Source organism: Gallibacterium genomosp. 1 (genome assembly GCF_000771875.1).
Lineage (GTDB): Bacteria > Pseudomonadota > Gammaproteobacteria > Enterobacterales > Pasteurellaceae > Gallibacterium.
On record NZ_JPXX01000041.1, the window covers coordinates 1 to 7,283 of the forward strand.

The following is a 7,283-nucleotide window of genomic DNA, read 5'->3' on the forward strand; positions in this document are numbered from 1 at the left end:
AGAGCAGCAGTTATTGGGATAATTTACATAGCATAATCAAGCTATGTAATCGGAATAAAAAAAATAAACCCCGATTGCGACCAACAATCGGGGTTTTCTTTACCCCTTATCCAAGTTTAGCAAACTAAGGAGCAATTTTGATTAAGTATACACCAAAACATCAAGTAAAGGTAGGTGGAAATATGAGTAAAGAAGGCGCAGATAAAGTTGGAAAAATGTTAGCCACCGCAGCAATAATTTTTGCATTAGGCTTTGCTATTTGTGCTATATGTATTGGGATTAGCTATCTTATACGATAATTAGATAAAGTGTAATAAATCAGCCCTGTATTTTGATATTAAAGTATCTTGCGGATCATCTGCGGATCATTTTAGGTTGTATTACAGTGATATAAAAATGATACTTATATTCATAAATCATTGTTTTTATTATTATAGTTATATCACTGTTATATAAAATTTGGTGGAGCTGGGGGGATGCCAACCTCCGCTGACAAAACTATTATAGTTCACTTAATTTTTTCTAACAAACGTTCATAAGGTGTTTTTCCTCCGATGGCTGAATGCGGTCTAGCATAATTATAAAATGCTTCCCATTCAGCAAGTTTTTGGTTTTGTGACTTTTTTGTGACTACTTTCGTACAAAAACAATGAAAATAAGATAAAACATACAGTATTTTTTGGAGTGGGCTACTCTGTAAGTCATTGTTTATATTGGTAATTTTATTTGAAAGATTTTGCAATTAACGCACTTCTAAGCCGTAGGTCATTGGTTCGAATCCAATAGGGCGTGCCATTATCCAAAGTAAATCAATTATTGTTTCAGTGTGCAGAGTTAAAAGTTGATTATATTTACTTTGGTGTATAAATAATGCCGATCTTGCTTATATTTTCAGTTTGTTCGATGTCTATCAACTATGTTTTTTACTTGATATTGTAAAGTTTCCATTTTATCCCTTATCTTTATCACAATAGACTCCAGATTTTGAGGGAATTTATTTTTTTTATGATGCTTTTCCCATACTTTAAATGGATTCTTTTTCTATGACTTAACAGTCAACCCCCTTTTCTTTATAATAGTTGGAATTTTTTATTTATCGGTTAAATGGCGAAATTATTATGTCAGAAATTGAAACAACACAAGAACCTTCTATTATCATTGGTATTGCTGGAGCTTCAGCATCAGGAAAAAGTCTAATTGCTTCAACAATTTATAAAGAGCTTTGTGAAGAGTTGGGATGTGAAGAGATTGGTATTATTTCGGAAGATTGTTATTACAAAGATCAAAGCCATCTAGATTTTGAGACTCGAACTAAAACTAATTATGACCACCCGAATTCAATGGATCGTGAGTTGTTGTTACAACATTTACAGTCATTAAAAACAGGCGAGGCGGTAGAAATTCCAGAATATAGTTACGTTGAACATACTCGTACCGGAAATACTAGACATTTTGAACCGAAAAAGGTGATTATTCTTGAAGGCATTTTGTTATTGACCGATGAACGTATTCGTAATGAAATCAATGTTTCCATCTTCGTTGATGCGCCTTTGGATATCTGTTTTATTCGTCGTTTAAAACGAGATATGGAAGAACGTGGAAGAACTATGGATTCAGTCGTAGAGCAGTATCGCAAAACAGTTCGTCCAATGTTCTTTCAATTTATTGAGCCGTCAAAACAGTATGCTGATATTATTGTGCCACGTGGAGGAAAAAATCGTATTGCCATAAATATTTTAAAGGCGCAAATTTTACAATTACTTCGTAAAAAATAGTGAAAAGGTGAAGTGATGAGATTATGTGATATTGATATTGAACGCTATTTGGATGAAGGTAAGATTGTTTTAACCCCGCGTCCTGACAGCAGTAAAATTAATGGCGCAACAGTGGATGTTCGTTTAGGTAATTCTTTCCGCGTATTTCGCGATCATTCTGCTGCTTACATTGATTTAAGCGGTCCGAGAGAGTCTGTAACGGCACAATTAGAGAGCGTGATGAGCGATGAAATTATCATTGAGGATGGGGAGCCTTTCTTTTTACATCCTGGTGTCTTGGCATTGGCAAGCACTTATGAATCAGTTAAATTGCCTAGTAATATTATAGGTTGGTTGGATGGGCGTTCTTCATTGGCTCGGCTAGGATTAATGGTTCACGTCACAGCTCATCGTATTGATCCGGGTTGGGAAGGACGGATTGTGCTGGAATTTTATAACTCAGGTAAATTGCCATTAGCATTGCGACCTAAAATGGTGATCGGCGCATTGAGTTTTGAAGTGTTAAGCGGCGAAGCGCAAAGACCATATAACAGTCGCTCCGATGCAAAATATAAAAATCAGCAAGGTGCTGTGGCGAGTAGGATAGATAAGGATTAATTATGAAACGGAAGTGGCTGCTTATTGTTATTGCGGTGGTGGCATTAGGCATCGGTCTGGTGCAGTACCAAATCCCGAAAATGGCTCACTATATCACACAGCGCCTTGCTTCCGACTATGATATTAAACTTAAACCGGAAAGTTTAAGTTTCTCCTATTTCCCTTTAACTGTTCACGCCGAAGAGGTGCATTACCACAAAAACGGTTGGACGCTTGCTGCCGAAGAGCTGGATTTAATGCTCAATTATTGGGGCTGGATGTCCGGCAAAAATTGGATTAAACAGGTCGAAGTCGAGAACGGCAGCATTTATAAAGACAATGAGGCTTATTTAACCCATATTTCAGCGGTGGTGAAGCAGATTAGCCAAACATCTGTATTAAGTGCCAAAGTTGAGTTTTCAGACGCAGAAAACCGTTATTTTCAGCAGCTAAAAGGGCAGTTTTATTTGCAGCTTGCCGATCATCATTATCTGATAAAACAGTTTAGTGCCGATTGGCAATGGTTGCAGAAAATCGGCGAAATGAAAGCCACAAAATTACAATTCGATGAAGCAGTGATTGATGCCGATGCCGGAGAAGCGCAGGCAACGGAAGTTATGCTCAATCAGTTGAAATTAGCTCGCATTCAAATGAAGCTTAAAGCACAGGATCAAGCAGAATGGCAATTGGTGTTTGCTCCGAATGCGCAAATTTTATTAACGCAGAAAAAGGATAATCAGCAACAAAATGAATGGCATTTTGTGGGAGAAAATGTGCCGTTTGAGCCGATAACAACGCTGTTTGGTTATCAACCATTGATTGAGGCTTCTTTTAATTTCAATGGTGAGATTGCAACGCCGGCAGAGCAGCAGCAAGTGCAATTTCATTTTGAAAGCGTCAACGGCGGCAAGATTAAAGGTTTTAATGTGGTGACCTTATTGGAGTCATCGCTGCCTTTTTCATTGGCTAATCCGGATAGATCATTGCAAGACAGCAAGTTTAATAAACTTAGCGGCAGTCTGATCGGCGATTCATCACTGCTTCAACTACAACATATCGAACTTGATTTACCGGCAGTGAACCTTTCTGGTCAGGGCAATGTTTATCCTCAATCTTCTCAATGTGAATGGAAGTTTGATTTACAACCGCATCAACAAAAATATCAACAATATCAAATCGGTATTGATTTAAATGGAGATTGTTCATCACCTCGTTATCGTATCCGTTTGGATGATATTTTGAAAGAGAAAGTAAAATCGAAATTACAAAAATTACTGGAAAAATTGTAAGTGGGAACAGCAGACTGATATAAATAATAATTTTTGACATGTGATGGAAAAAGGCATAGTAGACAAAAGTGTTGGTTTTTCTGCAAACTATGCCTCTAATGGACAAAAGTGTTGGTTTTAATTATTTCCCCTAATCATTACTAACTCTTTTTATTTAAAAAATCCTTTATAAACATAATCTTATGCTTTTTCGTTAATCCGTTATGAATAGATAATTTTTGTTTCAGTTCTTTAAATAACCCTTCCAACCGATTCGTTGTTTTTTCTATATTCAAGTGAGTATATTCTTCAAAGGTGAATAAATATTTCATATAGTATTTTAAACTAGCATAAGCCCCTCTTACATTACGATGTTTATAAGGAAAATAGCCTTTCTCATTGGGATATTCAGAACGTTCATCTAAAAATTCTTTATGTTTTAAATACCATTGATGTAATCTCAAATAAAATTCATTTTTATGGCTTTCTTTTAATGTTTTAACAATAATTTTTAATTCTTTACCCGCTTGTGATTGATGTTTTTTTCTTAATTTTCTCATTACAATTGCAACCATATGAAAATGACACATTTGGATTGGGGTATTAAATAAATCCTTTAACAGCCCTCTACGTCCATCATTTGTAATGGATTGAATTTTATAGCCTTTTTCGCGAAGTATGTTCAAGGCGAGCTTATAATAGAGGTCTTTTTCTGTTTTTACGACACGATGATAAACGGCTTTTTTAGATAAGGTATCCATTAAAACTAATACACCAAAGTCACGACCAAAGAAAGTCACGTCTGCAATAATATTTAGATAGGTTTGTTGTAAAGGAGTTAATTTAGCTTTAGGGGATTTTTCAATATAACGCTGAATAGTTCTAATGGAACAGTGATATTTTTCGGCTAATTGTTTATAGGTTTGTTTTCCTATTGTGTAATCAGTCCAAATATCTATTGGATTTAATTTATTTGTGGAAGAAAAGGTTTTATGACAGGATGAACAAAAGTATCTCTGAATATTATTTTTCTTTCCATACTTTTGGATATTGTTCTTAAGGCAAAAAGGACAGTTTTTTGTTCATATTTCAAAAAGTGGGCCTAAAGCCTTGTACTATCGGTATTATGTAGCACTTGCACAAAGATTTAACCGATTGAAAACATTAAAATCCCTATTGAAATTTTCACTCAATAGGGATTTTTATTATGACACAAAAGTTACTCAAGCACGAGTTAGTTGAGCGGTTACTTCTACTGAAAGAAAAACAAGATTTATTAACAGTGCAAATGCAGTTTTTAACGCAAGAGATTAGCGAATTGGCAGCACCATTTGTGCCGAAAACACCTAAAAGCCAGTCTGTCATTACCACTCGTTTAATCGCACAAGTATTAAGGGAAAATCAGGGGACGTGGTTGATGTGTGGAGATATTGCAGAACAGGCATTACGGTTAGTGGGGCAAACACAGTTTGTTGATGTAGGTGATAGCTATTATAAGGTGGTAAAAAGAATGTTGTTGCGGTTAGCGAAAAAGGGATTGGTTGAGCGTGCAGGGTTTCATTGGCGGTTGAAAGCACTACCCTAACAATATACATTTCTTTTGATAGATACGATAAAATCTTAACAGATTAATGATGTTATGTTATTATGCAGCAATAAAAATCAAGTTTTTTTAAAATGCATATTGAACCGTATCTTTTATCATCGAGCTCATCTCAATTACGTTACACGTTTATCAGTCGGGGCACAAAGGGAAGAAAACAAAAAATTATTGAGTTTTTTGAATTAGATAGAAATTTCTTATCTCCTGATATACCTGTATTCAACTTAGGATTTGGAGATACTCAAGACGGTGTTGAAATAGACGACACTGTCATTAGTGATAATGGTGATATGGAAACTGTTTTGAGAACTGTTGCAAAAGCAGCAGAACTGTTTTTGGAAAATAATCCTTCTGCTCTCATCTTTTTTGAAGGCAGCACTAAGTCTAGAACTAGACTTTACAGAAAAATGTTAAATAAATACTATACTGAAATTTCTGAGAAATTCACTATTTGGGGTATACATAATAATAAGATAACACCTTTTATCTCAAGTAATACTTCAAATTTTGAAGCTTTTTTGGTTAAACAAAAATAGCAAGGAGCAAGTATATGGAAACTTTAATGAAAGTCAAAATAGATAAGAAATTAGACAAATTGCCATCAACTCCTATTTTCAAGAAAAAAGTTGAAACTGCAAACTTAGTTTTATCACGCTTAAATTTAACTGAACAAAATTTGCGTGAATTGAAACATAAAGCCTAGTTAAAAGAATAGCATATAGTCGATAAATGATTATATGCTATTTAATGTTTTGAATACGATATTATCTATTGTCTTAATCGCCAACGCACATCAACAACATTAATTTCTAGTCTTTCGACTATACCTTTGTTTAGCCAATGTTTTAATGCTGCACGCATTGACACGGTGTGTTGTGGTTGAATGATTGGCTCTTGCCCATCTTGAACGAGAACTAACTTAACTAGCTCATTAACAGTAAAGTAATGCTGTGGTCGTGCTTTCATCTCTACTAGCACCATTTTACGTAATTTCCCCTTAAAATAGCGTTTATATGTACGGTAAGCATAAAGTTCCGTATTGTATTCATCTATGAGAGCCTTTTCTTGCATCACTTCAATAGCAGCTTGGAGCTTCTCTATTTTACTATCTACTAACGCAAGATGCTCCAATACTTGTTTTCGTTCACATTGCAAGCGGTCAATTTTTGCCTGAATTTGACTTAAATAGATTTTCTTTGCCATTACATTACCAATCGTTCTACTTGTCTATGATGTCCTTGCCAATAGCCTTTCCAAGCATTTTCTGATGGTGTAGAAAGGCATTTACTGGTGATATCATTGAAAATGGTTAAATTATCGAATTTGCGAGTATCTTCACGATAGGCGACTTCGTTGGCATAATTATCAAGATAAACGTTACTCATCTTGTGGACTTGTCCGTAATACATACGTTTAAAGCGAGCGAAATAGCTTTCAGCAAGGTTGTTGGTAATGCCCTCATCGCTACGATATTCACGTTGATGGTTTACTCGTTGTAGGTCGTAATGGACCATCAATTCATCGTAGGCTGAGTTTTCGTCCGTATGAATACGGCTGTTTGGCTCAATATAGGCTGTGGCTAATTTCTTCACCGTCTCTGTGTTCTCTGAGAGAATAGGGAAAGTGATGGTTTTCTTTGCGCCCACTAATTGTGGATTAGAGGAAGTTTCCTGTTCTGAATAACGCTCACGCATGACCAATACCGCACGTTTATTTGGATTGGTATTTTCTTTTAATCGTCTATCCACACGTTCTGCTTTCTTATTCTTTGGGCGTGGCGCAGAATGTACATAAGTGCCGTCAATATGGATTTCGCCTACTAGGGGGAATAGCTCACGTTGAATAATCAGGCTTTCACGAATCTTATGAGCCAGCGTAAATGCTGTTTTGTACTGTACATTCAAATCACGAGATAGCTGGCAAGCGGAAATCCCTTTTACCGCATTCACAAATAATGCAATAGCGAATAAGTAGGTTTGAATCGGTAACTTGTGATTCGCAAAAATCGTCCCTGACGTAATGCTAAACGTGTGTTTACAATGTTTGCACCGCCATTGTTTA

11 protein-coding genes are annotated in these 7,283 nt (G+C 35.7%); 7 read left to right on the forward strand and 4 right to left on the reverse strand.

Translation table 11 applies throughout. The features are described 5' to 3' along the window. The first annotated feature begins 137 nt into the window (after nucleotides 1–137). A complete protein-coding gene (locus tag JP36_RS11655; protein ID WP_167332842.1) occupies nucleotides 138–299 on the forward strand; it encodes a hypothetical protein in 162 nt (53 codons plus the stop codon). 209 nt (nucleotides 300–508) lie between these two features. On the opposite strand, the gene JP36_RS12015 is transcribed toward JP36_RS11655, so the two are convergent. Further along, nucleotides 509–742, reverse strand: a complete 234-nt coding sequence (locus JP36_RS12015) for an integrase core domain-containing protein (RefSeq protein WP_209434493.1) — start codon at nucleotides 740–742, stop codon at nucleotides 509–511. A 376-nt stretch (nucleotides 743–1,118) separates the two neighbouring features. Between JP36_RS12015 and udk the strand changes: the two genes are divergently transcribed. The 3 genes from udk to JP36_RS10670 are packed head-to-tail and all read left to right on the forward strand — an operon-like array spanning nucleotide 1,119 to nucleotide 3,640. Next, nucleotides 1,119–1,775, forward strand: coding sequence for a uridine kinase (gene udk, locus JP36_RS10660; protein ID WP_039174577.1), 657 nt, complete (start codon nucleotides 1,119–1,121; stop codon nucleotides 1,773–1,775). A 15-nt stretch (nucleotides 1,776–1,790) separates the two neighbouring features. Then, entirely contained in the window at nucleotides 1,791–2,372 is a 582-nt protein-coding gene (gene dcd / locus JP36_RS10665; RefSeq protein WP_039137250.1) for a dCTP deaminase, read from the forward strand. Between the two features lie 2 nt (nucleotides 2,373–2,374). After that, nucleotides 2,375–3,640: a hypothetical protein gene (locus tag JP36_RS10670; protein ID WP_039174580.1), complete on the forward strand. Its 1,266-nt coding sequence runs from the start codon at nucleotides 2,375–2,377 to the stop codon at nucleotides 3,638–3,640. Nucleotides 3,641–3,780: 140 nt separating this feature from the next. Here the strand turns inward: JP36_RS10670 and JP36_RS10675 are convergent, their stop codons facing one another. Further along, nucleotides 3,781–4,668, reverse strand: coding sequence for an IS256 family transposase, variant Zn-binding type (locus JP36_RS10675; RefSeq protein ID WP_418904670.1), 888 nt, complete (start codon nucleotides 4,666–4,668; stop codon nucleotides 3,781–3,783). 158 nt (nucleotides 4,669–4,826) lie between these two features. Between JP36_RS10675 and JP36_RS10680 the strand changes: the two genes are divergently transcribed. From JP36_RS10680 to JP36_RS11575, 3 genes are all read left to right on the forward strand, one after another. Next, complete coding sequence (locus JP36_RS10680; RefSeq protein ID WP_039174584.1) at nucleotides 4,827–5,204, forward strand: hypothetical protein; 378 nt, start codon at nucleotides 4,827–4,829, stop codon at nucleotides 5,202–5,204. A gap of 92 nt (nucleotides 5,205–5,296) precedes the next feature. After that, nucleotides 5,297–5,758 carry a DUF6934 family protein gene (locus tag JP36_RS10685; RefSeq protein WP_052119499.1) on the forward strand — a complete coding sequence of 154 codons (462 nt, stop codon included), beginning with the start codon at nucleotides 5,297–5,299 and terminating at the stop codon, nucleotides 5,756–5,758. 14 nt (nucleotides 5,759–5,772) lie between these two features. Then, nucleotides 5,773–5,925: a hypothetical protein gene (locus tag JP36_RS11575; RefSeq protein ID WP_156106943.1), complete on the forward strand. Its 153-nt coding sequence runs from the start codon at nucleotides 5,773–5,775 to the stop codon at nucleotides 5,923–5,925. A gap of 65 nt (nucleotides 5,926–5,990) precedes the next feature. On the opposite strand, the gene JP36_RS10690 is transcribed toward JP36_RS11575, so the two are convergent. Beyond that, nucleotides 5,991–6,425, reverse strand: a complete 435-nt coding sequence (locus tag JP36_RS10690) for a hypothetical protein (RefSeq protein ID WP_039174586.1) — start codon at nucleotides 6,423–6,425, stop codon at nucleotides 5,991–5,993. After that, the coding region (locus JP36_RS10695) for an IS1595 family transposase (protein ID WP_039174587.1) at nucleotides 6,425–7,283 on the reverse strand (859 nt) is incomplete at its 5' end. The genes JP36_RS10695 and JP36_RS10690, both read right to left, overlap by 1 nt.

What these genes read in the sequence shown, in the direction of transcription:
- JP36_RS11575 (WP_156106943.1), top strand. Translation starts at nt 5,773, where the DNA reads ATGGAAACTTTAATGAAAGTCAAAATAGATAAGAAATTAGACAAATTG.
- udk (WP_039174577.1), top strand. Translation starts at nt 1,119, where the DNA reads ATGTCAGAAATTGAAACAACACAAGAACCTTCTATTATCATTGGTATT.
- JP36_RS10680 (WP_039174584.1), top strand. Translation starts at nt 4,827, where the DNA reads ATGACACAAAAGTTACTCAAGCACGAGTTAGTTGAGCGGTTACTTCTA.
- JP36_RS10690 (WP_039174586.1), bottom strand. Translation starts at nt 6,425, where the DNA reads ATGGCAAAGAAAATCTATTTAAGTCAAATTCAGGCAAAAATTGACCGC.
- dcd (WP_039137250.1), top strand. Translation starts at nt 1,791, where the DNA reads ATGAGATTATGTGATATTGATATTGAACGCTATTTGGATGAAGGTAAG.
- JP36_RS10670 (WP_039174580.1), top strand. Translation starts at nt 2,375, where the DNA reads ATGAAACGGAAGTGGCTGCTTATTGTTATTGCGGTGGTGGCATTAGGC.
- JP36_RS10685 (WP_052119499.1), top strand. Translation starts at nt 5,297, where the DNA reads ATGCATATTGAACCGTATCTTTTATCATCGAGCTCATCTCAATTACGT.